This is a genomic window from Bradyrhizobium sp. BR13661, from assembly GCF_029892425.1.
Taxonomy (GTDB): domain Bacteria; phylum Pseudomonadota; class Alphaproteobacteria; order Rhizobiales; family Xanthobacteraceae; genus Bradyrhizobium.
Map to the genome: position 1 here is coordinate 61,009 of NZ_JARXWB010000006.1, position 25,949 is coordinate 86,957.

A 25,949-nucleotide genomic window follows, 5' to 3' on the forward strand; every position below is an offset into this window, starting at 1 on the left:
CGATATAAATGGGCCATAAGTGCCGGCCGATTGCGCCGCGGTCACTGCAAGTCGTTTTCGAGGAGGCCGAGCCTGCGTCCAAGCCATTCCGTCGTCGGCGCCTGGATCAGGATTGTGATCAGGATGATCACGAAGGTTACGGAAGCGATCAAGTCGGCTCCCGGTGCCTTGGTCCCCAACAGGAGACCGGCAAGTGCAGCCGGGATGACGCCGGTCTCGCGGGTCCAGCACATGAAGATGAGTTCGCGCACGTTCCAGCCTGCGCGGCGGTCCGGCAGGGCGCAGAGGAACACCGTCATTGGGCGTGCCACGAACATCAGAGCAAGCGCGACCGCCACGCCGCCTTTCCAGTGCTGGCCCATCTGGGCAAAGTCGAGCTGGGCGCCGAGCAGGGTGAAGATGAACAGGCGCATGATGAAGGCGGTCGTGAACACGAAATCGTTAAGCTTCTGCGCCTCGCCCGGCTCCATTCGAAAGCCCAGGGCTTCCTTGTTGCCGAGCACGATGCCGAAAACGAATACGGCCATGAAGCCCGATGCCTGTAGGCCGCTTGCGGCAAAGTAGGCGGCGATCACGGCAACCAGCGTCACGACCGGCGCGTACTCCGCGAGCACCGCCCAGCGCTCATGCGCGATGAGTAGTGCAGCCAGATAACCGAGAGCAACGCCGGCGGCGATCCCGATCGCGGCCTGTTTGACGAGGTCGAACAGCGCGCCGGTGGGCGAAAATACGCCGCTCCCCATCACTAGCCCTAGCACCGAAAAGGTGAAGATCGCCGCCATGGCGTCGTTGAACGCGGACTCGCTCATTACGGTCTGCGCAATACGATCGCGAATTCGGATCTGACGAAAGATCGGCATGAGCGTCGCCGGATCGGTCGACGCAACCGTGGCCCCGAGCAGCAGCGCCAGCATCGGCGGAATGCCGAACACGAGATGGGCGGCAAGTCCGGTGATCGCTGCCGTGATCAGGACGCCGATCGTTGCCAACGTCACGATGGTGATCCACACTTGCTTGATGACATCAAGCCGCAGGGCCGCCCCACCGTCGAACAGGATGTAGCTTGCCCCAAACAGAAGTATGATTTGGTTAAGTGCAGAATCGGCGGGGATGTTGATCAATTTGAGCGCGTGCGGCCCCATCGCGATTCCAGCGAGCAGGGACAGCGCGATATCGGGAATCCGGATTTTCTGCGCCAGCAATCCGGTGATAGTACCGACCGCAAGAATCAGCCCGCAACTCAACAACGTGTGCTTGGCGATCTCGACTGAGGCCGACGTATCCACCTGGCAATTCCGAAATGTTTGAGATTTGGCGGAGTTCGGCGTCCCGCCAGCCTGTTTCGCACGTTGCGACGTTACCTGCCATTGCGTAGCTCAAAAAGCGAAAACGAACGCTTTGGCGAGTTTGTCGCAGGTCATCGCCGCAACGTAGATTGCGGCGATGATGTTCAGCCTGAGACGATCGTCCGTCGGTCGTCAGCGATTGAGGCGCGCGAGCAGGCTCGACGTATCCCAGCGCTTGCCGCCCATCTTCTCGACTTCGGCATAGAACTGGTCGACCAGCGCGGTCACCGGCAGATTGGCACCGTTGCGGCGGGCTTCGGCGAGCGCGATCGAGAGATCCTTGCGCATCCATTCGACCGCGAAGCCGAAATCGTACTTGCCCTCGTTCATGGTCTTGTAGCGGTTCTCCATCTGCCAGGACTGCGCCGCACCCTTGGAGATGGTCTCGATCACGGCTGATACGTCAAGGCCGCTCTTCTTGGCGAAGTGGATACCCTCGGAAAGGCCCTGCACGAGGCCGGCGATGCAGATCTGGTTGACCATCTTGGTCAGCTGGCCGCTTCCGGCAGGCCCAAGCAGCTTGCACATCCGCGCATAGGAGCCGGTGATAACAGGCTCGGCGCCGGCATAGACATCCTGCGCGCCGCCGCACATGACCGTCAGCACGCCGTTCTCGGCGCCGGCCTGGCCGCCGGAGACGGGGGCGTCGATGAACTTGAACCCAGCCTTGGTCGCGGCCGCGTCGAGCTCGCGGGCGACTTCGGCGGAGGCGGTGGTGTGGTCGACGAACGTCGCGCCCTTCTTCATGCCGGCAAAGGCGCCATCGGCGCCGATCGTGACCGCGCGCAGATCGTTGTCGTTGCCGACGCAGCACATCACGAAGTCCTGGCCCTCGGCGGCGGCCTTCGGGGTCGCTGCGGTCTTGCCGCCGAACTTGTCCGCCCACTCCTTCGCCTTGGCCGCGGTGCGGTTGTAGACGGTGACCTCATGGCCCCCTTTTTTCACGAGGTGTCCGGCCATGGGGAAGCCCATCACGCCGAGACCGAGGAAAGCGACTTTAGCCATGTGTGTGTCCGTAGCTTGAGTTTTACGGTTGCAGCCGGGCGAGGGGCGCCAGCCGAGGGTCCTTAAGGTTCCACCTGAAGGGAACGGGCGCACCATAAACCCTTGCGGCCGGAGGGCAACGGCTTCGTTTGGCCGCCCCCTGTGCTAGGATGGCAGGACTAAAGGACTTCAAAACAAGGGAGCGAAAGCATGGGCGGAATAAGCGTCGGCGTCCTCGATCATTTCAACATCCGGACCCGGAATCTGGCCGAGACTGTCCGCTTCTACGAGGACGTGCTGGGCCTGGAAAAAGGCGCCCGGCCGAACTTCGCCTTCCCGGGGGCATGGATGTACAGCGAGGGCAAGCCGGTGGTGCACCTCGTCGATATTTCGCCGACCTCGGAGGTCCAAAAGCCGGATTCCGGCGTGGTCCACCACGTCGCCTTCGTCAGCCGCGGCTTTGACGGCATGAAGCAGCGCCTGACGTCAAAAGGCATGAAATTCGACTCCCGCCAGGTGCCGGGCGGCGACCTCTGGCAGATCTTCGTGCACGACCCCAACGGGGTCATGATCGAGCTCAATTATGAGGCCGCCCAGGAGCAGGGGGCAGCCCCAACCGAGATGGCTGACGATATCGGCAGGCAGTAGCCTTTTGGCCGTTTCCGCTCTAATGGGGCATCCTGATGTCTTGAGCATGATCTGGTCGGAAAACCGCTTCACACTTTTCCGGATCATGCTCCCTCTAGGAGATGCGCCTTGAGCGTAACGCAGCAACAAGTTCTCGACAGCCTCGCCAAGATCAAGTCGCCCCGCGGGGTCGCACTCACCAATGCCAATGTGCTGAGCGCGATCAGCGCGTCCGACGGCAAGGTGTTCTTCTCGATCAATGTCGATGCTGCCGAGGCGCGGGCCTGGGAATCCGTCCGGGCCGAAGCCGAGGCTGCCGTGCGCGGCCTTCCCGGCGTGACCACCGTGATGGTGGCGCTGACCGCCGAGCGCAAGGCTGGCAGCACGCCTCCGCCACCCCCGCAGCCGAGCCGTGGCACGCCGGGCGTGCAGCCGGTCCATGCTCACAAGCCGGCGCCGCAGGGTGGCGCCCAATCGCCGATGGCGCGGCAGTCCGAGATCCCGGGCGTCGCCGCCGTGATTGCGGTCGCCTCCGGCAAGGGCGGTGTCGGCAAGTCGACCACCGCGCTCAATCTGGCATTGGGCCTGCGCGACCTCGGCCTCAAGGTCGGGCTGCTCGATGCCGACATCTACGGCCCCTCGGTGCCGCGGCTGACCGGCCTGCACGAGAAGCCGGAGCTGGACGGCGAGCGCAAGATGATTCCGCTCCGGCGCTTCGGCCTTGCCATCATGTCGATCGGCTTCCTGGTCGAGGAGGAGACTGCGATGATCTGGCGCGGTCCGATGGTGATGTCGGCGGTGACGCAGATGCTGCGCGATGTCGCATGGGGCACGCTCGACGTGCTCGTCGTCGACATGCCGCCGGGCACCGGCGATGCCCAGCTCACGCTGGCGCAGAACGTGCCGCTGAAGGGCGCCGTGATCGTCTCGACCCCGCAGGACCTGTCCCTGATCGACGCGCGGCGCGGGCTTGCCATGTTCAAGAAGGTCAACGTCCCCGTGCTCGGCATCGTCGAGAACATGAGCTACTTCCAGTGCCCGCATTGCGGCACGAAATCGGACATCTTCGGCCATGGCGGCGCGCGCCACGAGGCCGAGAAGCTTGGGGTACCGTTCCTGGGCGAGATCCCGCTGCACATGGCGATTCGCGCCACGTCCGATGCCGGCAATCCCGTCGTGGACAGCGAGCCTGACGGGCCCCATGCGGCGATCTATCGCGCCATTGCGGGACAGGTCCGGGATCAGCTCAAGGGCGTCATCGCAGCCGCTTGAGCCTCACGTCAGGGGACATGCGACTTTTGTCGACCCCCGTCATGCCAATGGCGCGTTCCGCGAAAGGTGCTTCCGTGTTAAACGCCACGGCAGCAAAGCCCCTTCGGTTCGACGCGGCCCCAAATCGCGTCGCCGGAACGAGCGGCAGCAAAGAGGAAGTTAGGGGAAACGCCCCAGCAAGGAGAGACCTGAAGATGAAGCGTCGTGATTTTCTGAAAGTGTCGGCCGCAGGCGCGGCGGCATCAGCCGCGGTAGCCTCGCCGGCAATTGCGCAGTCCTCGCCCGAGATCAAGTGGCGCATGACCTCGAGCTTCCCGAAGTCGCTCGACACCATCTATGGCGGCGGCGAGCAGGTGGCGAAGTACGTCGCCGAGATGACCGACAACAAGTTCCAGATCCAGGTGTTCGCGGCCGGCGAAATCGTCCCCGGCCTGCAGGCGCTCGATGCGACCTCGAACGGCACGGTCGAGATGTGCCACACCGTCTCCTACTACTATGTCGGCAAGGACCCGACCTGGGCGATCTACGCCTCGGTGCCGTTCGGCCTCAACGCGCGCCAGCAGAACTCCTGGTGGTATCAGGGCGGCGGCGAGCAGCTCGGCAATGAGTTCTTCAAGAAGTCGAACGTGATCGGCTTCCCCTGCGGCAACACTGGCACCCAGATGGGCGGCTGGTTCCGCAAGGAGATCAAGACCGTTGCGGACCTCTCCGGCCTGAAATTCCGCATCGGCGGTATCGCCGGCCAGGTCTTGCAGAAGGTCGGCGTGGTGCCGCAGCAGCTCGCGGGCGGTGATATCTATCCGGCGCTGGAAAAGGGCACCATCGACGCGGCCGAGTGGGTCGGCCCGTACGATGACGAGAAGCTCGGCTTCGCCAAGGTCGCGAAGTACTACTACTACCCGGGCTTCTGGGAGGGTGGTCCGACCGTCCACGCCTTCACCAATCTCGACAAGTGGAATTCGCTGCCGAAGAGCTACCAGGCGATCCTCACCAACGCGATGGCCAATGCCAACGCCTGGATGGCCGCGCGCTACGACATGCAGAACCCGTCGGCGCTGAAGCGTCTGGTTGCCGGCGGCACCCAGCTGCGTCCCTTCACCAACGAAATCCTGGAAGCCTGCCTCAAGGCGACCAACGAGCTGTGGGCCGAGATCTCGGCCAAGAACGCCGATTTCAAGAAGTCGATCGACGCCATGCAGGCCTACCGCTCCGACCAGTATCTGTGGTGGCAGGTCGCCGAATACACCTTCGACAGCTTCATGATCAAATCGCGCACCCGCGGCTGATCTACGCGCAAGTCGCAAGACGACAGGGCCCGGTCTCGTTCGCGAGGCCGGGCTTTTTCTTTGCCGGGAGGTGGAGGGCGCATTCAAAACCGAAAAAACAACCCCATGCACAGTAGAGGCGGGGTGTGGGTATGTCGCGCAGTGGATGCTGCCAACAGGCTGACGGGTCGTGGCAAATCGGTGAGACGGCGCATTGGTCGTGCAAACTTGGATCATTGCGCCAGTGTGTACGACAGCAGGCGCCGAGAAATCGTCTTGTGGCTCGCAATGACGGGCGGATGGAATTGGGCTTGCCTCGTCGTGCAAAACAGTGGCATAAAGCGATAATCGAATAATCCGAAATGCGCGATGCGGCGAGCGTTTTTATAATTGGGTCGAGCGCCGCGGCGCCTGATCTAACTAACACTTAAGTCGAAGACCAAATCGCCCGGCCTCGCTTTCGCGGCCGGGCTTTTTCCATGCCGCAGTGCGATCACGATGGCATTCGTTTCGCCCTTGCGCCATGCTGTTCCCCAAGCCTCGGCAAGAAGGCCCACAATCATCATCCATCAGGGTAGGAAACCATGAAAAGAAGAGACTTCATCAAGGTCACAGGACTTGGCGCAGCCGGTGCCGCGACGCTTGCGGCTCCCGCGATCGCGCAATCGATGCCGGAAATCAAATGGCGCATGCCGACGAGCTGGCCGAAATCGCTCGACACGCTCTATGGCGGCGCCGAGATGATGAGCAAGATGGTTGCGGAAGCGACCGACAACAAATTCCAGATCCAGACCTTTGCCGCCGGCGAGATCGTGCCTGGCCTGCAGGTGCTCGACGCCGTGCAGAACGCCACCTGCGAGATCGGCCACACCGCGTCGTATTATTATTTCGGCAAGGACCCGACCTTCACCTTCGGCTCGTCGGTGCCGTTCGGTCCGAACATGCGTATCAACCAGGCCTGGTACCTGCTCGGAGGCGGACGCGAAGTGCTCAACGAGTTCTACAAGAGCTACAACGTCATCTCGCTGCTGGCCGGCAACACCGGCTGCCAGATGGGCGGCTGGTTCAGGAAAGAGGTCAACACGCCGGATGATCTCAAGAACATGAAATTCCGCATCGGCGGTTTCGCCGGTCGCGTGCTGCAGAAGCTCGGCGTGGTGCCGCAGCAGCTCGCCGGCGGCGACATCTATCCGGCGCTGGAGAAGGGCACCATCGACGCCGCCGAATGGGTCGGTCCCTACGACGACGAGAAGCTCGGCTTCTACAAGATCGCGCCGCACTATTATTATCCCGGCTGGTGGGAAGGCGGGCCGATGCTGCTCGCCTTCGTCAATCTCGACAAATGGAACGCGCTGCCGAAATATTACCAGAGCGTGCTGGAGCAGGCAGGCCACACCGCCAACAACTACATGATGGCGCGTTATGACCAGGCCAATCCGCTGGCGCTGAAGAAGCTGCTCGCGAGCGGAACCAAGCTGCACGCGTTCTCGCCGCCGATTATGGAAGCCTGCTACAAGGCCGCGAAGGAGCTGCACGCCGAAGTCGGTGCGACCAACGCCAACTTCAAGAAGGTGCACGACTCCCTCGCAAAGTTCTCGAGCGACAGTTACGCCTGGTTCCAGGTCGCCGAGGTCGGCTTCGACGTCTTCATGGCGCGGCACGCGCAGGGCTGAGCGTAGCGTGGTATGACAGGCCCCGGGGCGAAGGCTCCGGGGCCTTTGCTTGAAGGAGCCTCACGAGACATGACATGACGATGAGCTTCGATCCCGATGCGGTTCAAATCGCGCTGCGCAAGGCGTGGTCGCTGTCGACGGCGAGCCAATGGACGGCGGACAATCCCGCGGCCGGGCAATGCAACGTCACGGCGCTGCTCATTCACGAACTCTTCGGCGGCGATTTGTTGAAGACGCCGCTGCCGGCCGGCGATCATTTTTACAACAGGATCGAAGGGCGACGGTACGACTTCACGGCCAGTCAGTTTGATGAACCGATCGCTTACGCGGACTTGCCGACAGATCGGGCGGAGGCGGAGCAGGGGGCAACGAGGGAGCAACTGGCTGAACTCAGGGTCGCTTTCGGGCGGCACCTCATCTGACGGTATTGAGGCGACACTCCCGTAAGCCGAGTTCATTTGTCACGCATTTTACCGTATCCCGGAGGTCCGTTTGCTTTTGCAAAAATTTCTTGGACTGCCCTCGCAATTTGGCCCCTTCAACGGCTTCCAACATCACCCCACGCAGAGGGTCATCTCGAAGCGTTCCGAGAACGATGCCTTGTCCGATGCCAGCGCGGGTACAGCCTCCGATGCCAACAAAAATCTTCAAGGTCTTGGCTTCTATTGATCCTTTGATCACTCGATCAACCCGCGCAGTCATGAGCATAATCTGATTACCGAGGGCGTCGCCCACTTGCGTCTCTTCATAGATTGTCGCTTCGACGACGACCGGCACGTCGATGTCAGTCGGGACATGCTCGAATAAGATGCCTCGTTCTGTGCTCGGGATGCACGCCAATGCATTCGCGCAAGCAATGAAGTATGCTCCAAAACAGACAGCCCATGTTCGCATATCGGAAAGCCGATTATTGACCATCGCGCGACGATGCCAATATTCTACAACGTCCGCAATGGGGTCACACCCAGACGTGGGGCCGATTGCCGTTAAGCGTCCGCGACAGACCAGACGAAATCATTTGGTCAGCGCCGTGATCTCTTGAACATGTCAGCGAGCGGCGTGCCGCAGAAGGGGCAGAAGCGGATCACGTTTTCGAGGTCGGCCTCGCCGCCACCCTGCATGGGCGTTCTCGCGACCAGCAGCTTGAGCTGTCCGTTCTCGACAAAGAAATGCCGGCCAGCCGGAAACGTAAGCGCGGTCGCGAGGTCCTTGCAGCAGACCGTGAGAGCGTTGGACTCCATAGGCTCCGCCACTCCTTCGCCGTTGCTGAAATCAGAGTGGCGGTTCAAAAGCGCCGTGCCGTTGCTGAACGCACCGTGGAACAACCGACACGAATCCGCAGCCGCTCAGTGGACCTTGATCTCGTTCAAGGGCAGGCGAAGCGCTGTGGCGCGCTCTTCGCGATCCTTCCTGCAGAATTCGTTTTCGCTTCGCTCGAATTTGGCCAGCTCCTGCTGGGCTGCCTCCAGCAGGCGGTTGCGTCGCGCGAGATCGCTGCGAATGGCTTCGGTCATGATCCAATCCCCGTCTCGGTCATCCCAAAGAGGGCCTCAGGATTGCGGATCTGTGACGTCACCGCAAGGCGCCGAGCCCGGCCGGACCCGGTTCCAGCGCATGTCTGATCTTCAGTTTCCGCGGAAATGGAACGTCATTCACAAATTTTCAGCGGGTTCGGCGATCTGCTCGCGCAAACCGCCCGATCGAATTGCACCGAGATCAATGTAATTATTGTACTGATACTTTCATCGGAGCATATTCCGGCCAATTAGCAAATTGCACCGGGTTCGCCCGGGAGCACGGAGTTACGACCATGCACCCCAGTTATTTCGAATTGTTCCTCGCTTTCATCGGATTGTCGTTCGGCGTGCCCTCGGCGCTGCCGCGCGTGTTTTTCCGGAGAGAGGACACGACGCGCGGACGGGCTCCGTAGCGAAGCCGAGGCTGGGTAAGCCAGACTGCGCCGGAGATGCCGATATGGAATTGACGCTCACCACCATCCTCATCGCCTTCGCCGGCGTGTTCCTGATCTGCTTCATGAAGGGCGCGTTCGGCGGCGGCTTCTCGATCGTCGGCATTCCGCTGCTGTCCTTCGTCATGGACCCGGTGACGGCCGGCGGCCTGCTCGCGCCGCTGTTCATCGCGATGGATTTGTTCGCGCTGCGCTACTGGAAGCCCTCGACCTGGTCGAAGCCCGACCTCGTGCTGCTGTTGCCCGGGCTCGTGACCGGCATCGGATTTGGCTATCTGCTGTTTCGCGTGCTCGACCATCGCGCCGTCGCGATCGTGATGGCGGTCGTGACCTTGATCTTCGTCGCCCTGTGGTTCTTCCGCGATCCCAAGGTGATCATTGCGCCGCGCTCGACGCCGAAGGCGGTCGCTGCCGGTCTCGCGTCCGGTGTCACGACCATGGTCGCGCATTCCGGCGGACCGCCGCTGGCGATGTATCTCTTGCCGCTCGGCCTCACCAAGGAAGTCTATGCGGGAACGACGAGCCTGTTCTTCACCGTCGGCAATGCCACCAAGGCGGTGCCGTGGCTGCTGCTGACGCGGCCGTCCGGCCATGAATGGATCGTGATGGCGATCTGCCTGCTTGCGATTCCCACAGGTGTCTGGCTCGGCTGGCGCCTGCATGCGCGGCTCGACCAGCAGCAGGTGTTTCGCGCCTGTTACGGTCTGCTGGTCGTGACCGCGCTGAAGCTGTTGTGGGACGGCGTGTCGGGTTATCTCGCGTGAGCGGCCGCTACGCGCGCGCCGTCGTTGCGGTCAGGTCGAACTGCGCAAGGACCGGAAGGCGTCGCGGACTTCACGGCTGAAGATCGAGGGCTGTTCCCATGCCGCGAAATGCCCGCCGGCCTCGGCTTGATGGAAGTAGATGAGCTTGTGATAGGCCCGCTCGGCCCAGCTCTTCGGCGCCACAAAGCTCTCGCCGGGAAACGCCGTCACGGCGGCCGGGATCGTGACATTGGCGGGCAGATAGAGATTGATCTTGTTCTCCCAGTACAGGCGAGCCGAGGAGATTGCCGAGTTGGTCAGCCAGTACAGCGAGATGTTGTCGAGCACGTCGTCGCGGGTGAGGGCGCCCGCGGAATGTCCATTGACCGTATGCCCGGCGACGGCCGAGGCGATCGCCGAGGCCGGCTGAGAATAGCCGTCGCCGTGATCAAGCAGCCAGGCGGCAAGGCCGGCGGGGGAATCTGCAAGCCCCGACAACGTCTGCGGCCGCGTTCCCATGATCTGCGCATAGGCGCGCCGCTTCGTGAACTGCAGCTTGAGCTGGGCGAAGACGTGCTTCTCTTCGTCCGTCAGGTCGGTCGGCGCAGGGTCGCCCGACGCCACCGCCTTGAGAATCTCCGGCGGCACGACGCCAGGCAAATTGACGTGAATGCCGATCAATTCCGGCGCGCCGAGCCGGGCCATTTCGTTCGTAACAGGCGAGCCCCAATCGCCGCCCTGTGCGACGAATTTGCTGTAGCCGAGGCGTTTCATCAGCACGACCCAGGCCCGCGCGATGCGCTGCGGATCCCAGCCCGTGGTGGTCGGCTTGCCCGAGAATCCGTAGCCGGGCATCGACGGGATGACGAGATCGAAGGCGTCATCGGCGCTGCCGCCATGCGCAATCGGATTGGTCAAGGGATCGACGATCTTGAGTTGCTCGATCACGGAGCCGGGCCAGCCGTGCGTCACGATCATCGGCAGGGCATTCGGATGCTTCGAGCGGACATGCAGGAAGTGGATATCGAGGCCGTCGATCTCGGTCAGAAACTGTGGCAGCGCGTTGAGCCGTGCCTCGACCTTTCGCCAGTCGTAATCGGTCTGCCAGTAACGGACGAGGGCCTGTTGCGTCGCCTGGGGCACGCCTTGCGAGTCATCGTCGACAGTCTCCTTGTCGGGCCAACGCGTCATGGCGAGACGGTGACGGAGATCAGTGAGCGCCTTGTCGGGGATGTTGATCTTGAAGGGGCGGATCGCGTCGCGGGTTGCGGCAGGCGCCGGATGGATCGGAAGCAGGGTCGCGACACCGGCGGCCGCGATGCCCGTCGCCGCCGTGGTCAGGAGCTTGCGCCTGTCGTGATCAACAGCTTCGCTGGCGGAAGTTGGCACCGCAGCGGCGGCCGGCGGCCTGATGAGCGTCGTCATGAAAGCTTTCCTTTGCCTGGGATGTGCCTTGGCGTTTCATCCCAGATCATGCCGCCAAAGCGTGGGAAACGCCCGTTAGGGTTTGTGAGACGTCGTTAGCCGCCCGGGCCAGTCTGCATCGCGTCAGCCGATCAAAATTGGTGGCAAGGAAGAAAGACAAGATGGCTGACCAAACGCTCTGCCCGGTGGCGTTCGCCGATCCTGCGCGCGGCTTTCAAGGCGAACCGCTAGAGGTGCTCGCAAAAAACGCCAGTGCAGCCGCGTTAAGCTCGTTGCGGAAGGCAAGCCGGTCGAAGCCCGGCCTGTCGGGGCTGCCGACCAAAAATCCCCCGAAGGTGGACGAAAAGGCGTACAAGGCGGCTCTCGACAGGATTCCGGTACCCACCGCGACGTACGATCCGTGGGGCGGGGCGCGCGCGACCGACTGAGCCAAGCCGCCCAAGACGTCGAACCAGGGGCCGGCCGGGATTCGTTCGCGCAAATCCGCGAGGACAGCGTCATGATCGAGCACATCATCGTCACCGACAGCGGCGCCATCCGCATGATCACGATGCGCCGTCCGGAGAAGAAGAACACGCTCACCCAGGACATGTATCTGGCGATGAGCGACGCCATCAACGCCGCCCAGTCCAATCCCGCGATCCGTTGCCTGATCCTGGCGGGTCGCTCCGGAGTCTTCACCGCCGGTAACGATATCGGCGATTTCCTGAAGGCCGCGACCGAGGCCGAAGATCTTGCGCGGCCTCGCAACTCAGTGACTTTCCTGCAGTCGCTGGTCAACAACAGGAAGCCGATCATCGCCGCGGTCGACGGCATCGCGATCGGAATCGGAATGACGATGGTCGTGCATTGCGACTATGTGCTTGCAAGCACGACGACGACATTCTCCTCGCCCTACATCCAGTATGGTCTCGTGCCGGATGGCGCCACCAGCCTGCTCGTACCGCATATGGTCGGGCATCAGCGTGCGTTTGCGATGCTGCTGATGGGGCGTGAGATGAGCGCAGAGGAGGCGCGAGAGGCGGGACTGGTCAACCAGATCGTTGCGCCGGGGCATGTCGAGGTCGAGGCCCTGAAGGTCGCCCGCGAAATCTGCGCCTTGCCGGCCGATGCAGTCGCGGTCACGCGCAAGCTGCTGAAGCCTCCAACCGAACAGATCGAGCGCCGGATCGCACTGGAGAACCACTTTTTCGCAGAGCGCATGCGCTCGCCCGAGGCGGTGGCGGCGTTCCAGAAATTCCTTGCGCGCAAAGCGAAGCGATAGGCCTGCGATGGCTGCCCCGCGCCGGCGATTCAGCCCGCGGACTGACACGACCATGGCGCTCCATCGGACTGCCAGAACCGGCAGGTTGCCGTGCAGCAGACGCGTCCGCACGCGGCGCGTTCCCGTCGGCACGAGAAGCTTACACGAAGCTGACGAAGGCCTTGATGACGCGTAAAAGGGGGCTGGCAACGCCCGCCTTTTTGCTGGCTGAAATCACGCGAATGGTGGAAGAGAGCAGGAATGCGGTGCGGGCCGCAGGGTGGACCGGGGTAGCCGGCAGGAATGAAATGCGCCTTCTGATCGTCGAGGACAATGCCGAGCTGTCGCGGCTCGTTGCCAATGGGCTGGCAGCAGCAGGCTATGAGAGCGATATCGTTGCCAGTACCGAGGAGGCGCGCGAGGCGGTGCGCAATGTCAGCTACGCCGCGATGATCCTGGACCTCGGCCTGCCCGACGGCGACGGCCTGTCGGTGCTGCGCGAGCTGCGCCGGCAGATGGAGCCGCTGCCGGTGCTGGTGCTGACCGCGCGCGGCGGCGTGCAGGACCGCGTCATCGGCCTGCGCAGCGGCGCTGACGATTACCTGGCCAAGCCGTTCGCGATGGAGGAGCTGGTGGCGCGGCTGGAGGCGATCCTCCGCCGTCCCGGCCAGTTGCTCGGTCGTTCCTTGCGGCTTGCCAATCTCGTCTACGACACCGAGAGCCGCCAGATTTTCGTCGACGACAAGCCGCGGATCATCTCGTCGCGCGAGACCTCGGTGCTGGAGATCCTGCTGCGCCGGCAGGGGCGGGTGGTGCCGAAGAAGAACGTCGAGGATCACATCTTCGGGCTCGAGGGCGAGGTCGCCTCCAATGCGGTCGAGGTGTATGTCTCCCGGCTGCGCAAGCAGCTCGCCGAGCACGGCGCCAGGGTCGTGATCCACACCATCCGCGGCGTCGGCTACATGATGGCCGAGGAGAAATAGCGTGGCCCGGCGCAGCTTCCAGATCGGGGCATGGACCGGATCCAAAGTCCGGGCAGCGTCGTTCAAATCGCTGATCTCGCGCATCGTGTTCCTGCACATCATCGCAGTCGCGGTGGTGGCGATCTTCCTGCCGCTGGTCCTGTTCTGGCTGCTGAACTCCGAGATCGACCAGCTGCATCGGGCCGCGATGCAGGCCCAGGCCGAGACGCTGGCCGAGCGCATCGCTGTCCAGGGCGACGGCAAGGTGACGTTCAATCTGCCGGACAGTCTGCGCGGTCTCTATTCGGAAGCCTATGGCCGCTACCAGTACGACATCCGCGATGATGACGGGCGCCTGCTGTTCTCGTCGCATCGCAAGACGGGTGATGCGCGGTCGGACACGATTTCGGGCGCCGATGTGACGCGGACGATCGACAGCTCCACCTTCCACATCCGGGTCGGGGAAGACCTGTCGCATCGCGACGTCATTACCGACGATATCGTCTCCAACTTCTTCCGCCGGGTCGGATGGATCACCATTCCCATTCTTCTGACCCTGCTCGCCATCGACATCTTCATCTTCCGCCGCGCCATCGCGCCGCTGTTGAAGGCCTCGGAACAGGCCAGCAATATCGGCCCTGCTCGCACCGACATTCGCCTGCCGACGGAGCAGATTCCGCGCGAGATCGTGCCGCTCGTCACCGCGGTGAACCAGGCCCTCGATCGCCTCGAGGACGGGTTTCGCGTGCAGCGCCAGTTCACGGCCGACGCCGCCCATCAGTTGCGTACGCCGCTCGCGATCCTGCGCACGCGGATCGAGACGCTCGGCGACCGCGCTGTCAGGCAGGTCCTGCATGACGACATCGAGGGCATGAGCCGGATCGTCGCCCAGCTGCTGGAGATCGCCGAGCTCGACACGCTGGTGCTAGATCCCGGCGAGACCGCGGACCTGCGCGCCGTCTGCGCCGAAGTGGTCGGTTCGATCGCGCCGCTCGCGATTGCGCAGCACAAGGACATCGCGCTCAAGGGTGCCGAGGCGCCCGTGCTGATCCACGGCAATTCCGAGATGCTCCAGCGCGCGGTCTTCAACCTCGCCGAAAACGCCATCAAGTTCACCGCGAAGGAGACGTCGGTCGATATCGAGGTGAGCGACGATGGTTCGGTGCGCGTGCGCGATTGCGGTCCCGGCGTTGCGGAAGGCGAGCGTGAGCTGATCTTCCAGCGCTTCTGGCGCAGGGATCGCCAGCGCAGCGACGGCGCGGGCCTCGGTCTTTCGATCGTGCGCGGCGTCGCCGACGATCACGCCGCAACGGTTGCGGTGGACAATCTGCCCGGCGGCGGCGCCGAGTTCACGCTGCGGTTCAGGCTGGCGGAGGAAGGGGCCTCCGCCCTTGGCCGAAGCTGATCGTTATTTCACCTTGCCGGTCGACAGATCCATGATCATGCGCGTGGTCAAATAGAGGCGCGGCACGATGGTGTCGAGCTTGACATATTCGGCATCGTTGGAGTGCGCGCCGAAGCCCGACAGGCCCATGCCTTCGACTACGGCGCCCTTGGTCTTGAGCGCGGCAAAGGCGGCATCGGTGCCACCGCCGGTCGCTTTCTCGGCGACGTTCATGGACATTCCGAGTTCCTGATAGATCGTCTTGCCGTAGGTCGCCACGCGGCGCGAGGCATCGTTGGCCTCGAGCGGCGGGCGCCGCACCTCGAACTTCAGCTCAACCTTGGAATCCGGCAGCAGGCGATTCTTGATCTTCTCCTGGAGTGCTTTCTCGAGATCATCGAAATCAGCGACCTTGAGCGCGCGCGCATCGGCTTGCGCGGTGGCTTCGGCCGGGATCACGTTGCGGTTGGTGCCGGCCTTGGCGACAGTCCAGTTCAGCTTCAAGCCCTGTTCGGGCTTGGACAGGTCCTTCATCTGCAGCAGCTGGTGCGCGAGCTCGTAGAGCGCATTGATGCCGCCCTCGGGTCTTGCGCCGGCATGAGACGACTTGCCTGTCACCGTGAGATAGGCCGAACCGATGCCGCTGGTGGCGAGCCGCACCGAGCCGTCGGTGCCGCCGCCTTCGAACGAGAACACCACGTCCTGATCGGAGGCGAATTTGGTGATGGTGCTGCGCCAGCCGGGCGATGAGATCTCCTCATCGCTGTTGCTGAGCACCGTGAGCGTGCCATAGTCCTTGAAGTTCAGCTTCTGCAACATCGCCACGGTGTGGAGAATGAGCGCGACGCCCTGCTTGTCATCGGCAATGCCGAGGCCGTAGGCCTTATCGCCGTCGATGCGGAACGGCTGGTCCTTCAGCATGCCCCTCAGGTACACCGTGTCCATATGGGCGATCAGCATGATCTTTGCGGTGCCGGTGCCCTTGAAGGTCGCGTGCACGGCCGGGCCGATCTTCGCGGGCGTGTCGTCGAGACGATAGATGTCGGTGGGTTGCAGGATCTCCACCTCGCCGCCGAGCTGCTTGAGCTGGTCGGCCACGCGGCCCGCGATCACATTCAGGCCCTCGACATCTCCGCTGCCGGTCTCGATGCTGACGAGATCGCGCAGGGTGTCGAGCAGCGGCTGCTGCTCCTTCTGCGCCAGCGCATGAATGTCGGCCATGACATTCGCATTGGGCTCGGCATGCGCGATCGTCGTGGCGCAGGCCAGCCACAGTGAGGCGATGAGCGAACCGGCGAGCGAGGGAGCAGGGTGCAATCGGGGCATGCGCAGCGTTCCGTCAGTTTGGGAAACGTCCGGTATGCCCGCGTTTGCCGCGCGTGTCACGCGCATCGAGCTCCGCCGGGGGGGCGGAGCATGATGGCGAGAGGCGCTACTTCTGCGGCGGGCCGAGATCCAGCGGCGGCAGGTCGATCTGCGGCACTTCGATCCTGACCTTGTCGAGGTCGACATTGACAGGCTTGTCCAACAGGCCTGTCACCGTGATCGGGAAGGCGATCACGATCAGCACCATGATCATCTGCAGGCCGATCCAGGGCATCGCGCCCCAATAGATGTCCGAGCTCTTCACTTCCTTCGGCGCCACGCCGCGCAGGTAGAACAGCGCGAAGCCGAACGGCGGATGCAGGAACGAGGTCTGCATGTTGACGCAGAGCATGACGCCGAACCAGATCAGTGCCGGTCCGTCGCCGACGACGGGACCCAAAATCTTCTGCGCGATCGGCGCGATCATCGGCAGGATGATGAAGGCGATCTCGAAGAAGTCGAGGAAGAACGCCAGGAAGAAGATGAAGAGGTTGATGAAGATCAGGAAGCCCCAGACGCCGCCGGGCAGCGAGGTCAGCATGTGCTCGAGCCAGACGCCGCCGGAGACGCCGAGGAACACCACCGAGAAGCAGGTCGAGCCGATCAGGATGAAGGTGACCATGCAGGTGATGCGCATGGTGGTCTCGTAGCCCTGCTTGATCAGGTCGCGCAGGTCGGGGATGCGCGCGGCCTGGATGCAGATCCAGGCCACCGCCAGATACGTCACCGCGAATGCGAGCTTGAAAATCAAATTCTCGGTGAAAAGCATCGCAACGATGGTGCCGATGCCGGCGGCGATCACGCCTGTTATCAGGATCTTGCGATCAGTCGAAGTGAAGTCCTTGTGATGGATCGCGGCGAGCACGATGGCGCCGACCGCACCCATGGCGCCGGCTTCGGTCGGCGTCGCAAGGCCCATCATCATGGTGCCGAGAACGACGAAGATCAGCACGGCGGAGGGGATGATGCCCATCAGGCACTTCTTCCACAGCGCCCAGCCGGTCAGCGTGCGCGCGTCCTTCGGCACCGGCGGCACGTGCTCCGGCTTGATCAGGCCGAGGATGAAGGTGTAGCCGGCGAACAGCATGATCTGGAACACCGAGGGGCCCCAGGCGCCGAGATACATGTCGCCGACCGACTTGCCGAGCTGGTCGGCGAGCACGATCAGCACCAGCGAGGGCGGCACCAGCTGCGTGATGGTGCCGGAGGCCGCCAGCACGCCGGTGATGTAGCGCATGTTGTAGCCGTAGCGGATCATCACCGGCATCGAGATCAGCGCCATGGCGATGACCTGCGCCGCCACCGTGCCGGTGATGGCGCCGAGGATGAAGCCGACGATGATGACGGAATAGCCGAGACCGCCGCGGACCGGGCCGAACAGCTGGCCCATCGAATCCAGCATGTCCTCGGCGAGGCCGCATCTCTCCAATATTGCGCCCATGAAGGTGAAGAACGGGATCGCGAGCAAGAGCTCGTTGGAGAGGACGCTGCCGAACACGCGTCCGGGGATCGCCTGCAGGAAGTTGAGGTCGAAGAATCCGAGATGGATGGCGAGGAAGCCGAAGGAGAGGCCGACTGCCGCGAGCGTGAACGCCACGGGAAAGCCGAGCAGCATCACCAGAACCAGGCCGCCGAACATCATTGGCGGCATCATCTCCAGCGTGATCATTGAGTCGGCCTCTCGTACTTGGCGTCGATCGTCACATAGCCCTGGAGAGCCGCGATACGCTTGATGACTTCGGAAACTCCCTGCAATGCCAGCATCACGAAGCCGGCGGGGATCACGAACTTGATGGGCCAGCGGATCAGGCCGCCGGCATTGCCCGACATCTCGCCGACGTTATAGGCCTGCATGAAGAACGGCCACGACAGATAGGCGAGCAGGAGGCAGGAGGGGATCAGGAAGAACAGCGTGCCGATCAGGTCGAGCCAGAGCTGGCCTCGCTCGGATAGCATCAAATACATGATCTCGACGCGGACATGCTCGTTGCGCTTGAAGGTGTAGGACGCGCCGAACATCACCAGGATCGCGAACATGTACCATTGCAGCTCCAGCCACCCGTTCGACGAGTAGCTGAACGCGTAGCGGATCATGGCGTTGGCCGCGCTCACCAGACAGGCGAAGAGCACGAGCAGGTTACAGACGTACCCAATCTTTTCATTGAGGGCGTCGATGGCGTTGCTCACCGCCAGCAGTGGACGCATCTTACTTTCTCTCCGTCGCGGCCTAACACTTCTGCAGGAGGCATCAGCGCACATCACCTGGCCTGCGTGCAAAATGCACGCGACCGCACGGATCGTTTTCCGAAAGCGATTGCGGCGTCAGTCCTCCCCTCGTGCCTTGTCGTCTTGACCGCGACCGCCAACGGGGCGGGCCGGCTTATGGCTGCCGGGCAAGCAAAGGCGGTCGCACCAAATCAGCGGGCTTGTGCGCCGTCAATCGGAAAATGGGCAAATTGACGCCAGCTCAAAAGCTTAGGTTGGCGGGCGGGGGCGAATCCTCAGCCGCCCGTCACGCTCATATGCCTGCTAACGCTGGGGCGATCGTGGCGGCGGTCGATGATGAAATCGTGGCCCTTGGGCTTGAGCCCGATGGCGCGGTCGATGCTGGCGGCAAGCAGCGTGTCGTCGTCGGACGCACGCAGAGGTTTGCGCAAATCGGAGGCATCCTCGTGGCCGAGGCAGGTGTGCAGCGTGCCCGTGCAGGTGATGCGCACCCGGTTGCAGGATTCGCAGAAATTGTGGGTCATCGGCGTGATGAAGCCGAGCTTGCCGCCGGTCTCGGCGACGCCGACATAGCGTGCCGGTCCGCCGGTGCTCTCGGCAAGATCCGTCAGCGTGAATTGCTGGGCGAGGCGCGCGCGCACCAGCGACAGCGGCAGGTATTGGTCGATGCGGCCAGAACCGATCTCGCCCATCGGCATCACCTCGATCAGAGTCAGCCCCATGCCCTTGCCGTGGGCCCAGCGCAAGAGATCAGGGAGCTCGTCCTCGTTGAGATTCTTCAGCGCCACCGCGTTGATCTTCACGGCGAGGCCAGCGGCGCGCGCGGCCTCGATGCCTTCCAGCACCTTGTCGATCTCGCCCCAGCGCGTGATCTCGCGAAACTTCCTGGGATCGAGCGTGTCGAGCGAGACGTTGATGCGGCGGACGCCGCAATCGGCAAGCTCCTGCGCTTGTTTTGCGAGCTGCGTGCCGTTGGTGGTCAGCGTGAGCTCGCCCAGGGCACCGCTCACCAGATGGCGCGACAGCGAGCGCACCAGCGACATGACGTTGCGACGGACCAGTGGCTCGCCGCCGGTGAGCCGCAGCTTCTTCACGCCCTTGGCGATGAAGGCCGAGCACAGCCGGTCGAGTTCCTCCAGCGTCAGCAGGTCGGCCTTGGGCAGGAACGTCATGTCTTCCGACATGCAATAGAAGCAGCGCAAATCGCACCGATCGGTGACCGAGACGCGCAGATAGGAGATGGTGCGACCGAACGGATCGGTCATGGCGCTCGACAGCGCGTCGCGAGAAGTCGCGGGAGATCCGTTCATACCAACTGCCCTGTCACTTACGGCGACGGTCGCACCTTTGCTTCAGCGGTGCTTGAAATGCAATGTAAGCATCGGACGCGGCTGAGACAATCGGGTGGTATACCCAGATTAGCGCTTGCCCGCATTCGGATCGGGGAACGCTGTGCCGGCCGCGGGCGCTGCAGCATCGGCCGGCGCCGCGGCGGCCGGTTTCGGCTGCTTCGGCCGGTGCGGCTTCTTCTTCACAGGCTTCGGCGGCACGGCCGGCTGGAGCTCTGCAAACACCGGGTTCGGATCGGTCGTGACCGTAGCGGGCGTAGTGAAATCGCCGGGGTTCCTGATGATGTTCACCGGCACCGTCGCTGGCAGGTACCTGGGCAGCGCGAATGAGACCGTGAACGGCGCTTCGGGGGCGGGAACCGAGACGGAGCAGGGGGTCTTGCAGCCCGGTCCGAGCGAGGTCGTGGCTTCAGCACCCGGCGGGTTGGATTCGAGCCGGACCTGCGCGGTCGGCGGCGTCGATTTGAACATGTCCCAAGACAATGAGGAGCAGCCACCCAGGCTCACTCCGGCGAACGCAATCGCGATGACACGACGCATGACCATCCACTCTACTGCGACGAACCGCCACATAACCCCATGACGACCTTAGGAGCGTCGTTCCGGGCAAGCAACCGGCGGGCACTGCATAGTTAATAGATGGTTAACGCGGGGTTGTGCGGGATAGCCGAGCTATTTCAGGGCCTTGTCTGACGCCTGGAGGGTCATCAGGCTGTGGGCGGCGGCCGGCAGGTCACGCATGTGATGGATCAGCCGGTCCGGCTTCAGCTCGGCGATCGGCACGTCTGTATAGCCGAAGCTGACCCCGATCACCGGCACCCCGGCGCGGCGGGCGACCCCGACGTCGGTTCCGGCATCGCCGACCATGATACTGGCTTTGACCGCACCGCCCGCCCGCGCCACGGTCTCGCGGAAAATGGTCGGATCGGGCTTTTGAACGCCAAACGTGTCCGCGCCGCAGATCGCGGCGAACCGGCGGCTCAGGTCGAGCTGGTCCAAGAGCCGCTTCGACAGCCATTCCAGCTTGTTGGTGCAGACCGCGAGCCGATGGCCCTGCGCCGCGAACAGGTCGAGCGCGTCCAGCAGCCCCTCGAAGGGGCGGGATTCGACCGCGATATGATCGGCGTAATAGGCGATGAAATCCGCCGTCATCCGGTCCATGTCGGCAGGCGTGACTGTCCGCCCCTCAGCCTCCAGGCCTCGTTCGATCAGCTTGCGGGCACCGGCGCCGATCATGTTCCGGGCCGAGGCCATCGGCACCGGCGGCAGGCCTTCGCGGTCGAGCACGTAATTGAGCGCCGTGATCAGGTCGGGCGCCGTATCCACAAGCGTGCCGTCGAGATCGAAGACGAGGGTGTAGGGGGAGTTCATGCAAAAACCGCTATCGGTCCGGCCGGGCCGGCGCAAGGGGCGGGGCCATAAGATCACCTTATGGGAGCGTTCCCAGACCCTATTCGCGGGGGAAAAACGAGGCTACATAGGCCGCCGCAAGGCGACTCTGCCGGCGGCATTCCTGACTTTGAGAGGCGGGCGCGGACGTGGATATGGACCAGTTGAAGCGGCAGGCAGCGGCACGCGCCCTCGAGGAGGTGCGTGACGGCATGCAGCTTGGTCTGGGCACTGGCTCGACCGCCAAGCATTTCGTCGAGCTGCTGGGCGAGCGCGTCGCCGCCGGGCTCAACGTGATCGGTGTGCCGACCTCGGAGGCGACCCGCACTGATGCGATGCGCTGCGGCGTGCCGCTGACCACACTCGATGAGATCGACCATCTCGATATCACCGTCGACGGCGCCGACGAGATCGACCCCCAGCTCAACCTGATCAAGGGCGGCGGCGGCGCATTGCTGCGCGAGAAGATCGTCGCGGCGGCCTCGGATCGCATGATCGTCATTGCCGACGACACCAAATGGGTGCCGACGCTCGGCCGCTTTCCGCTGCCGGTCGAAGTGATCCCGTTCGGGCTCGGGGCGACCCGGCGGGCGATCGAAAAGGCATTTGCGGAATGCGGCGTTTCCGGGCAAATGGCGGTCCGCAGGGCCAGGGACGGCCACGTTTTCGTCACCGATGGCGGCCACTGGATCGTCGACGCCCAGCTTGGACGTATTGCGGATCCCGCAAGCCTCGCCAAGGCATTGAGTGCGATCCCCGGCGTCGTCGAACATGGGTTATTTATCGGCTTGGCCAGCTCGGCTGTTTTGGCGGGTGGCGAGGGAATCCGCGTGATTGAACGGCGATAAGCCGCCAAAAGGAGACCAGGAATGAAGAGCGTTTTGAAGATCGTGCCAGCAGCCTGCCTTGCCATCGCGTTGGCACTGGGGGCAGCGCCTGCGACTGCGCAGCAGCCGGCAGCGGCGGCTCCCACGCCCGGGGCGATTGCCGCGGCGAAGGAAATTCTGACGCTGAAGAATGCCAGCGCGATGTACGCCGGCGCCGTGCCCGGCATGGTGGAGAAGGTCAAGGCCACGCTGATCGGCCAGAACCTCAACTACCAGAAGGACCTCAACGAGCTTGCCCCGGTCGTTGCCAAGCAGCTGGCAGGCCGTGAGTCGGAGATCGGCGACGGCATGGTGGGGGTCTACGCCGGCGAGTTTACCGAGCAGGAGCTGAAGGATCTCGTCACGTTCTACAAGTCGCCGCTCGGCCAGAAGCTGCTCACCAACGAGCCCAAGGCCATCAATCTCAGCATGCAGGTGATGAATGCCTGGGCACAGAACTTCTCCGAGGTCGTCGCGAGCGCCTTCCGTGCCGAGATGAAGAAGCGTGGCAAGGAAATCTGACAGTACCTATCTGTCCAGATAATCCTTGAATGGGGTCGGAGTGGACGATGGCTGAATTCGACGTCGACCTCTTTGTCATCGGTGGCGGTTCGGGCGGCGTGCGTGCCGCCCGCATCGCGGCCGGATACGGCGCCCGCGCGATGATCGCGGAAGAATATCGCATGGGCGGCACCTGCGTGATCCGCGGCTGTGTGCCCAAGAAGCTGTTCGTGATCGGCTCGCACTTTCGTCACGAATTCGAGGATGCCGCGGGCTTCGGCTGGACCGTTCCGCCCGCGACGTTCGATTGGCCGACCTTGATTGCCAACAAGGACAAGGAAATCGCGCGTCTGGAAGCGGCTTACACGACCAACGTCGAGAAGTCGGGCGCGCAAATCGTCAAGAGCCGCGCGGTGATCGAGGACAAGCACACCATTCGGCTGCTCGCCGACGACAGGAAGATCACCGCAAGATATATCTTGATCGCCACTGGCGGCGCGCCCAACCACGGCGCTTCGATTCCCGGCATCGAGCATGTGATCTCCTCCAACGAGGCGTTTCACCTCAAGAAGCTGCCGAAGCGGATCGTGATCCAGGGCGGCGGCTATATCGCGCTGGAGTTCGCCGGCATCTTCGCCGGCTTCGGCTCCGACGTCACCGTGATCTATCGCGGCGACAACATCCTTCGCGGTTTTGACGAGGACGTCCGCGCCCACGTCCGCAGCGAGATGGAGAAGCAGGGCATCTCCATTCTCACCGGCTGCACGGTGAACAAGGTCGACCGCCATGGCGAGGAGTTCACCACGCATCTGTCGAACGGGTCGAGCATCGCGTCGGACCAGGTGATGTTTGCGATCGGCCGCCACCCCAACGTCGCCAATCTGGGCCTGGACAAGGCCGGCGTCGCCATCAATCCCAAGAACGGCGGCATCGCGGTCGATCATTTCTCGAAGAGCTCGGTCGACAGCATCTATGCGATCGGCGACGTCACCCATCGCTTCAACCTGACGCCGGTCGCGATCCGCGAGGGCCATGCCTTCGCCGACACCGTGTTCGGCAAGCGTACGGTGCAGGTCGATCATTCAACCATTCCGACCGCGGTGTTCTCGCAGCCGGAGGTCGGCACGGTCGGTCTGACGGAAACCGAGGCGCGCGCGCAGTTCAGCCACGTCGACATCTACAAGACGACGTTCCGCCCGATCAAGGCAACGATGTCCGGCCGCGACACCCGCGTGCTGATGAAACTCGTCGTCGACGGTGCGACCGATCGCGTGCTCGGCTGCCATATCGTCGGCGATTGCGCCGCCGAGGTGACGCAAGTGGTCGCGATTGCCGTGAAGATGAAGGCGACCAAGGCCGATTTCGACGCAACCATCGCGCTGCATCCGACCGCGGCCGAAGAGCTGGTGACGATGCGCACGCCGACCGCGCGCCATGTGCGCCAGGCGGCGGAGTAGGGCGCCAAATCACGGGGAGCCGTGACCGGCTCCCCGTTATTCTCTCTTGTGATCAGAAGTCGAACGTCATGCCGGTCGTGACCGCTTCGGCCTTGTTGCCGGCGACGACGTTGTTGTTGGCATCGCGTCCACAGACGCCGTAGCCGTGCCCGCTGACGCCGAGGCAGTAATGCGCGCCAGGTCCATTGCGCAAGTAACTGCCGACCAGGTACCAGCTTACGAACGGGCTGAAGTGGTATTTCACGCCGAGCGCGTACTGATCTGCGCTGGAGTCCACCGTGTTCAGCGCGAAGTCAGCCGCACCCGCCGGAGCCGAGACTGGGACACCCGCGACGGGATAGGCGTTCAGGACGCCCGTGCCCGGCGAGCCAGGCGAGGCGTTGGCGTGAGCCCATGACGCATTGACGTCCCATTTGTCGATCGTCTGTGTCGCGCTCAGGAAGTAGCCGTCGCGCGAACGCTCGTTGAAGGCAGCGACCGTGTTCTGGCGGCGCATGATCTCGTAGATGCCGTACAGCTGGAGGCTGCCGATCACGTCGTTGAACTTGTAGCCCGCGCCGACCTTCGCGGCCCATTCGTTCGCGATGCCGACTGAGCCGGGTGGCACGACGAGCACGCCGCCATTGCTAAGGGGCGTCACGGCCTCGTCGCCGGTTCGGTTGGTGCCCTCGTGCAGCTCGTAAGCGGCAACGCCCGTGAACCCACCCTGATTGTAGGTCAGCGATGCGCTGTAGAGATTGCCGTATGAGCCGTCGTTGCAGCCCTCCGGCGCCGATGTCAGCGGGAAGCCCGAGCCGCTGCCGCGCGCCGATGTGGCAGGGCAGTTGAAATCGCCGAGGGCAAAGTCGCTGTTGTCCTTCGCCGTGTTCTGTCCCGGCGAGATCATGAAGGTGGCCTGGAAGCCGTTCCAAACAGGCGATTCGTACCAGATCGCATGCGCGGCGCGCCAATCGAACTCGGCGCGGAGATCGCCGCCGGTGTTGCCCATGATCGAGTTGTAGTCGCCGAGCGTGGCCGAGAACGGATCGAACTTCGCCGTCGCCTTCTTGTAGGGCGTGTCCGCCTTGCCGGCCTTGATCGTGCCCCAGGGGGTCTCCATGCCGAGGAAGCTGTCGCGCGTGCCGAATGCGGCGCGCTCGGTCGGCACGGCTGCGACCTCGACGAGCGACTCGAATTGCGCGATCGCGGCCCAGCCGGGATAGCCATAAGGATCGAGATTGTGCCGCGCGCGCACGCCGAAATAGGTGAGATTGCTGGCGACGCCAAACTTCGTGCCCTGATCGTAGACGCCAGCATTGAAGATGTCGCCGGAGAGGTCGACATGGCCGTAGAGTGTCACCGTGGTGTTGTCGATGAACGGATTGCTTCCGGGCGCCTTGCTGTAGAGCGGCGCGCCGCCAATGCTGACGACGGCGTGCTCCGGCGCCGGCACGGGGGACGGTGAGGGTGCGACCGCCGCATGCAGAACGGGATTGCCCTTGGGCGAGGCCGGCGCGACAGCGGTCACCGCGGCTTTCGGCTCGGCCATGTGATTGACGCGTTCGCGGAGCTGCGCGTTCTCCTTCGCGAGCTTGGCGTTGCTGCGTTCGAGAGCGTCGAGGCGGGCAACGACATCATCTATCGTTGCGGCTTTGATAGGATTGCTAATTGTAGTTGCACAAAGGGCCGCAACGCCCGTGCCGAGCAGAAAGGCCTTCCTCATTGGTTTCCCCTCTATCGCCGCGGACTCTCAGGTGGGTCCGGGATAAAGCGGAATTTATTGTATGCCAGATGCCATATACAATATGATTGGTGTAATGCTACTCACTTTCCGGGCGAGTGTGTCTGATGGGCAACTATTCCTCAGGAAATGCGTCGCGCGGCGATCTGCCGCATTGCGGTGCGCTAAGGCGATTCCGCGTCA

At 63.3% G+C, this 25,949-nt stretch carries 25 protein-coding genes and 1 pseudogene; 13 read left to right on the forward strand and 13 right to left on the reverse strand.

Annotated elements, in window-relative coordinates:
• Window positions 1-41: 41 nt before the first annotated feature.
• Window positions 42-1,286 (reverse strand): sodium:proton antiporter, encoded by a 1,245-nt coding sequence (locus M2427_RS11830; RefSeq protein WP_280706484.1) that lies wholly within the window; start codon window positions 1,284-1,286, stop codon window positions 42-44.
• 192 nt (window positions 1,287-1,478) lie between these two features.
• Window positions 1,479-2,375, reverse strand: a pseudogene (locus tag M2427_RS11835) (NAD(P)-dependent oxidoreductase); the annotation flags it as partial.
• A 165-nt stretch (window positions 2,376-2,540) separates the two neighbouring features.
• On the opposite strand from M2427_RS11835, the gene M2427_RS11840 reads away from it, so the two are divergent.
• From M2427_RS11840 to M2427_RS11860, 5 genes are all read left to right on the forward strand, one after another.
• Window positions 2,541-2,978, forward strand: a complete 438-nt coding sequence (locus M2427_RS11840) for a VOC family protein (protein WP_280706485.1) — start codon at window positions 2,541-2,543, stop codon at window positions 2,976-2,978.
• 108 nt (window positions 2,979-3,086) lie between these two features.
• Window positions 3,087-4,229, forward strand: coding sequence for an Mrp/NBP35 family ATP-binding protein (locus tag M2427_RS11845; protein WP_280706486.1), 1,143 nt, complete (start codon window positions 3,087-3,089; stop codon window positions 4,227-4,229).
• Between the two features lie 194 nt (window positions 4,230-4,423).
• A complete protein-coding gene (locus M2427_RS11850; RefSeq protein WP_280706487.1) occupies window positions 4,424-5,515 on the forward strand; it encodes a TRAP transporter substrate-binding protein in 1,092 nt (363 codons plus the stop codon).
• Between the two features lie 563 nt (window positions 5,516-6,078).
• Window positions 6,079-7,167 carry a TRAP transporter substrate-binding protein DctP gene (gene dctP / locus M2427_RS11855; RefSeq protein ID WP_280706488.1) on the forward strand — a complete coding sequence of 363 codons (1,089 nt, stop codon included), beginning with the start codon at window positions 6,079-6,081 and terminating at the stop codon, window positions 7,165-7,167.
• Window positions 7,168-7,247: 80 nt separating this feature from the next.
• Entirely contained in the window at window positions 7,248-7,589 is a 342-nt protein-coding gene (locus tag M2427_RS11860) for a hypothetical protein (RefSeq protein ID WP_280706793.1), read from the forward strand.
• Here the strand turns inward: M2427_RS11860 and M2427_RS11865 are convergent.
• The 3 genes from M2427_RS11865 to M2427_RS11875 form a co-directional block, all read right to left on the reverse strand.
• Window positions 7,582-7,944 carry a hypothetical protein gene (locus M2427_RS11865; protein WP_280706489.1) on the reverse strand — a complete coding sequence of 121 codons (363 nt, stop codon included), beginning with the start codon at window positions 7,942-7,944 and terminating at the stop codon, window positions 7,582-7,584. The two genes, M2427_RS11860 and M2427_RS11865, sit on opposite strands and share 8 nt — an antisense overlap.
• A 245-nt stretch (window positions 7,945-8,189) precedes the next feature.
• The gene (locus M2427_RS11870; protein WP_280706490.1) at window positions 8,190-8,408 is read right to left on the reverse strand and encodes a hypothetical protein; all 219 of its coding nucleotides are present in this window, start codon (window positions 8,406-8,408) and stop codon (window positions 8,190-8,192) included.
• 105 nt (window positions 8,409-8,513) lie between these two features.
• Window positions 8,514-8,681 carry a hypothetical protein gene (locus M2427_RS11875; protein WP_280706491.1) on the reverse strand — a complete coding sequence of 56 codons (168 nt, stop codon included), beginning with the start codon at window positions 8,679-8,681 and terminating at the stop codon, window positions 8,514-8,516.
• Between the two features lie 460 nt (window positions 8,682-9,141).
• Here M2427_RS11875 and M2427_RS11880 point away from each other — a divergent pair, with 460 nt between their 5' ends.
• Entirely contained in the window at window positions 9,142-9,900 is a 759-nt protein-coding gene (locus M2427_RS11880) for a sulfite exporter TauE/SafE family protein (RefSeq protein WP_280706492.1), read from the forward strand.
• Between the two features lie 30 nt (window positions 9,901-9,930).
• Here the strand turns inward: M2427_RS11880 and M2427_RS11885 are convergent, their stop codons facing one another.
• Window positions 9,931-11,304 (reverse strand): epoxide hydrolase, encoded by a 1,374-nt coding sequence (locus M2427_RS11885; RefSeq protein ID WP_280706493.1) that lies wholly within the window; start codon window positions 11,302-11,304, stop codon window positions 9,931-9,933.
• A 161-nt stretch (window positions 11,305-11,465) separates the two neighbouring features.
• Here M2427_RS11885 and M2427_RS11890 point away from each other — a divergent pair, with 161 nt between their 5' ends.
• From M2427_RS11890 to M2427_RS11905, 4 genes are all read left to right on the forward strand, one after another.
• On the forward strand, window positions 11,466-11,732 hold the full coding sequence (locus tag M2427_RS11890; RefSeq protein ID WP_280706494.1) for a hypothetical protein: 267 nt from the start codon (window positions 11,466-11,468) through the stop codon (window positions 11,730-11,732).
• A 71-nt stretch (window positions 11,733-11,803) separates the two neighbouring features.
• The gene (locus M2427_RS11895) at window positions 11,804-12,568 is read left to right on the forward strand and encodes an enoyl-CoA hydratase-related protein (RefSeq protein ID WP_280706495.1); all 765 of its coding nucleotides are present in this window, start codon (window positions 11,804-11,806) and stop codon (window positions 12,566-12,568) included.
• A 287-nt stretch (window positions 12,569-12,855) separates the two neighbouring features.
• Window positions 12,856-13,530 (forward strand): response regulator transcription factor, encoded by a 675-nt coding sequence (locus M2427_RS11900; protein WP_280706496.1) that lies wholly within the window; start codon window positions 12,856-12,858, stop codon window positions 13,528-13,530.
• 1 nt (window position 13,531) lies between these two features.
• Window positions 13,532-14,914: an ATP-binding protein gene (locus M2427_RS11905; protein WP_280706498.1), complete on the forward strand. Its 1,383-nt coding sequence runs from the start codon at window positions 13,532-13,534 to the stop codon at window positions 14,912-14,914.
• A gap of 3 nt (window positions 14,915-14,917) precedes the next feature.
• Here the strand turns inward: M2427_RS11905 and M2427_RS11910 are convergent, their stop codons facing one another.
• The 6 genes from M2427_RS11910 to M2427_RS11935 all read right to left on the reverse strand — a co-directional run bounded on the left by M2427_RS11910 (window position 14,918) and on the right by M2427_RS11935 (window position 21,204).
• On the reverse strand, window positions 14,918-16,219 hold the full coding sequence (locus M2427_RS11910; RefSeq protein WP_280706499.1) for a M20/M25/M40 family metallo-hydrolase: 1,302 nt from the start codon (window positions 16,217-16,219) through the stop codon (window positions 14,918-14,920).
• 106 nt (window positions 16,220-16,325) lie between these two features.
• Entirely contained in the window at window positions 16,326-17,927 is a 1,602-nt protein-coding gene (locus M2427_RS11915) for a TRAP transporter large permease subunit (RefSeq protein WP_280706500.1), read from the reverse strand.
• Window positions 17,924-18,463: a TRAP transporter small permease subunit gene (locus tag M2427_RS11920; RefSeq protein WP_280706501.1), complete on the reverse strand. Its 540-nt coding sequence runs from the start codon at window positions 18,461-18,463 to the stop codon at window positions 17,924-17,926. Before M2427_RS11920 ends, M2427_RS11915 begins: the two co-directional genes overlap by 4 nt.
• Before the next feature lie 296 nt (window positions 18,464-18,759).
• On the reverse strand, window positions 18,760-19,794 hold the full coding sequence (moaA, locus tag M2427_RS11925) for a GTP 3',8-cyclase MoaA (RefSeq protein ID WP_280706502.1): 1,035 nt from the start codon (window positions 19,792-19,794) through the stop codon (window positions 18,760-18,762).
• Between the two features lie 108 nt (window positions 19,795-19,902).
• Window positions 19,903-20,373 (reverse strand): hypothetical protein, encoded by a 471-nt coding sequence (locus tag M2427_RS11930; RefSeq protein ID WP_280706503.1) that lies wholly within the window; start codon window positions 20,371-20,373, stop codon window positions 19,903-19,905.
• Window positions 20,374-20,505: 132 nt separating this feature from the next.
• Entirely contained in the window at window positions 20,506-21,204 is a 699-nt protein-coding gene (locus M2427_RS11935; RefSeq protein ID WP_280706794.1) for an HAD-IA family hydrolase, read from the reverse strand.
• A gap of 167 nt (window positions 21,205-21,371) precedes the next feature.
• Here M2427_RS11935 and rpiA point away from each other — a divergent pair, with 167 nt between their 5' ends.
• The 3 genes from rpiA to gor are packed head-to-tail and all read left to right on the forward strand — an operon-like array spanning window position 21,372 to window position 24,046.
• Entirely contained in the window at window positions 21,372-22,070 is a 699-nt protein-coding gene (rpiA, locus tag M2427_RS11940; protein ID WP_280706504.1) for a ribose-5-phosphate isomerase RpiA, read from the forward strand.
• Window positions 22,071-22,091: 21 nt separating this feature from the next.
• Window positions 22,092-22,610, forward strand: a complete 519-nt coding sequence (locus tag M2427_RS11945) for a DUF2059 domain-containing protein (RefSeq protein WP_280706505.1) — start codon at window positions 22,092-22,094, stop codon at window positions 22,608-22,610.
• A gap of 47 nt (window positions 22,611-22,657) precedes the next feature.
• Entirely contained in the window at window positions 22,658-24,046 is a 1,389-nt protein-coding gene (gene gor / locus M2427_RS11950) for a glutathione-disulfide reductase (protein WP_280706506.1), read from the forward strand.
• Between the two features lie 52 nt (window positions 24,047-24,098).
• Here gor and M2427_RS11955 read toward each other — a convergent pair whose 3' ends face one another.
• Window positions 24,099-25,748, reverse strand: coding sequence for a porin (locus tag M2427_RS11955; protein WP_280706507.1), 1,650 nt, complete (start codon window positions 25,746-25,748; stop codon window positions 24,099-24,101).
• Window positions 25,749-25,949 lie beyond the last annotated feature (201 nt).

Excerpts from the sequence above, each read along its gene's own strand:
- M2427_RS11880 (WP_280706492.1), top strand. The coding sequence starts at position 9,142 with ATGGAATTGACGCTCACCACCATCCTCATCGCCTTCGCCGGCGTGTTC.
- M2427_RS11910 (WP_280706499.1), bottom strand. The coding sequence starts at position 16,219 with ATGCCCCGATTGCACCCTGCTCCCTCGCTCGCCGGTTCGCTCATCGCC.
- gor (WP_280706506.1), top strand. The coding sequence starts at position 22,658 with ATGGCTGAATTCGACGTCGACCTCTTTGTCATCGGTGGCGGTTCGGGC.
- M2427_RS11945 (WP_280706505.1), top strand. The coding sequence starts at position 22,092 with ATGAAGAGCGTTTTGAAGATCGTGCCAGCAGCCTGCCTTGCCATCGCG.
- M2427_RS11840 (WP_280706485.1), top strand. The coding sequence starts at position 2,541 with ATGGGCGGAATAAGCGTCGGCGTCCTCGATCATTTCAACATCCGGACC.
- M2427_RS11890 (WP_280706494.1), top strand. The coding sequence starts at position 11,466 with ATGGCTGACCAAACGCTCTGCCCGGTGGCGTTCGCCGATCCTGCGCGC.
- M2427_RS11955 (WP_280706507.1), bottom strand. The coding sequence starts at position 25,748 with ATGAGGAAGGCCTTTCTGCTCGGCACGGGCGTTGCGGCCCTTTGTGCA.
- M2427_RS11860 (WP_280706793.1), top strand. The coding sequence starts at position 7,248 with ATGAGCTTCGATCCCGATGCGGTTCAAATCGCGCTGCGCAAGGCGTGG.
- moaA (WP_280706502.1), bottom strand. The coding sequence starts at position 19,794 with ATGAACGGATCTCCCGCGACTTCTCGCGACGCGCTGTCGAGCGCCATG.
- dctP (WP_280706488.1), top strand. The coding sequence starts at position 6,079 with ATGAAAAGAAGAGACTTCATCAAGGTCACAGGACTTGGCGCAGCCGGT.
- M2427_RS11900 (WP_280706496.1), top strand. The coding sequence starts at position 12,856 with ATGCGCCTTCTGATCGTCGAGGACAATGCCGAGCTGTCGCGGCTCGTT.
- M2427_RS11920 (WP_280706501.1), bottom strand. The coding sequence starts at position 18,463 with ATGCGTCCACTGCTGGCGGTGAGCAACGCCATCGACGCCCTCAATGAA.
- M2427_RS11935 (WP_280706794.1), bottom strand. The coding sequence starts at position 21,204 with ATGAACTCCCCCTACACCCTCGTCTTCGATCTCGACGGCACGCTTGTG.
- M2427_RS11930 (WP_280706503.1), bottom strand. The coding sequence starts at position 20,373 with ATGCGTCGTGTCATCGCGATTGCGTTCGCCGGAGTGAGCCTGGGTGGC.
- M2427_RS11875 (WP_280706491.1), bottom strand. The coding sequence starts at position 8,681 with ATGACCGAAGCCATTCGCAGCGATCTCGCGCGACGCAACCGCCTGCTG.
- M2427_RS11895 (WP_280706495.1), top strand. The coding sequence starts at position 11,804 with ATGATCGAGCACATCATCGTCACCGACAGCGGCGCCATCCGCATGATC.
- M2427_RS11870 (WP_280706490.1), bottom strand. The coding sequence starts at position 8,408 with ATGGAGTCCAACGCTCTCACGGTCTGCTGCAAGGACCTCGCGACCGCG.
- M2427_RS11885 (WP_280706493.1), bottom strand. The coding sequence starts at position 11,304 with ATGACGACGCTCATCAGGCCGCCGGCCGCCGCTGCGGTGCCAACTTCC.
- M2427_RS11850 (WP_280706487.1), top strand. The coding sequence starts at position 4,424 with ATGAAGCGTCGTGATTTTCTGAAAGTGTCGGCCGCAGGCGCGGCGGCA.
- M2427_RS11915 (WP_280706500.1), bottom strand. The coding sequence starts at position 17,927 with ATGATCACGCTGGAGATGATGCCGCCAATGATGTTCGGCGGCCTGGTT.